Annotated in this window: 2 protein-coding genes; both read right to left on the bottom strand. The window is 59.5% G+C overall.

The annotated features are described in order from the left end of the window. On the bottom strand, positions 1–730 hold a 730-nt coding region (locus ABZT03_RS44190), incomplete at its 3' end, for a hypothetical protein (RefSeq protein WP_356049960.1). A 218-nt stretch (positions 731–948) separates the two neighbouring features. Continuing rightward, positions 949–1,308 (bottom strand): transposase family protein, encoded by a 360-nt coding sequence (locus ABZT03_RS44185; protein ID WP_356049958.1) that lies wholly within the window; start codon positions 1,306–1,308, stop codon positions 949–951. Positions 1,309–1,397 lie beyond the last annotated feature (89 nt).

The raw sequence follows: 1,397 nt of genomic DNA, 5'->3' as shown, positions 1-1,397 counted from the left end.
CGACGGTGCGACCAGGTGCAGGCGTACCAGCCTCAGTCTTCCCGCCGTCCAGGACGGTGCGACCAGGTGCAGGCGTACCAGCCTCAGTCTTCCCGCCGTCCAGGACGGTGCGACCAGGTGCAGGCGTACCAGCCTCAGTCTTCCCGCCACCGCCATGCATTCGAGAATTACGGGCAAAGATTTTTTGGATAGACATTTTAATGCCATCAATAGTAATGTTTGTGGCGTTGGTATTCAGCTTTGGCGCCGGAAGATCCCTTCCGTTACGTTCGAGAATACCCGCCTGGTCACCGTTAGGCAGTACTACCCAGCCTGCGGTCAATTGCTTGTCGTATAGCCCGGCGCTGGCGCGATACATCGTTGCCGTTTTCACCTCTGGGAGGTCAAAAGACCAAGTTCTACCATCGGTAAGCCGGATGCGCCCTGTGACATGCTTGCCGCCCTTTGCGCCGCTCAAGTGAGTTCCGTCAGCACCTAGTAGATCGAACTTCCCAGATGAGTTAAGCGCACCCCGTAGCCACGTGCCAACCTTCTTGCCATCACACAGATATCCGACAGCGTCTTTCCCGTCAAAGGAGACGGCAAGGGTAGCTTCTCTTTTCGAGGTGCGGTCGGCAAAATTGACTGTTGTCGCGCTTGCGGGGGCTGCTAGCAGCATTGCGGAACCCGGGATTACTGCCCCAACTGCGATAACCGCAAGCAATTTGGCGGTAGAACGATACTTCTTCATAGCCCATCCTAAAAAATAGAAGTCTCCCGGATTCGACGGGTCAGGGCATCGCGGGTAGTCCAAATTCACGCTCCGCCCACCTCATGGCACGGCATGACCCATCAACGGTGGCGGAGTAGTCGATACTCATATTCTGTAAGGTGGCATCTGTGCGTCAGCGCATTGGCGGCATTGGGCGGGTGTCAGCGGGACTGGATGCTGGGTGCCTGGAGCATTTTTCATGTGTAGATCATGAGGGTGAGGATCGCTGGGGCTGCTGACGTGAGCCTGTTCGGGCTGGTGCGGGCGTGGCGGAAGATCCGCTGCTGTTTGATCCGGGAGATGGTCCGCTCGACGGGAGCCCGCAGTGTGGCGTGGACCTTGTTCGACTTCTTGTGCTTGTCGCTGAGCTCGGTCTTCGGCCTGCGCTTGATTGGGGTGATGACCGTGCCGCCGGCGCCGGTGTAGCCCTTGTCCGCCAGGACCTCGCGATCCAGCTGCGCGCAGGTGTCGATGATGTCGTGCTCGCGGGCGGCCCTCACGTCGTGGGTGTCTCCGGGCAGAGCGGGCGAGAGCCACAGAAGCTTCCCTTCTGGCATTGTCAGGTTGAGCGGGAGCCCTCGCCGGTGGCATGATCATCTGTCTGGTCGGATCGCCGGGAGGGGCTGCTCGTGGACGCGGTGTCGTA

The sequence above is a fragment of the Streptomyces sp. NPDC005574 genome (genome assembly GCF_040605435.1).
Lineage (GTDB): Bacteria > Actinomycetota > Actinomycetes > Streptomycetales > Streptomycetaceae > Streptomyces.
Note: the sequence above shows the minus strand (reverse complement) of the source record. Positions and strands in the feature narration are given on the sequence as shown.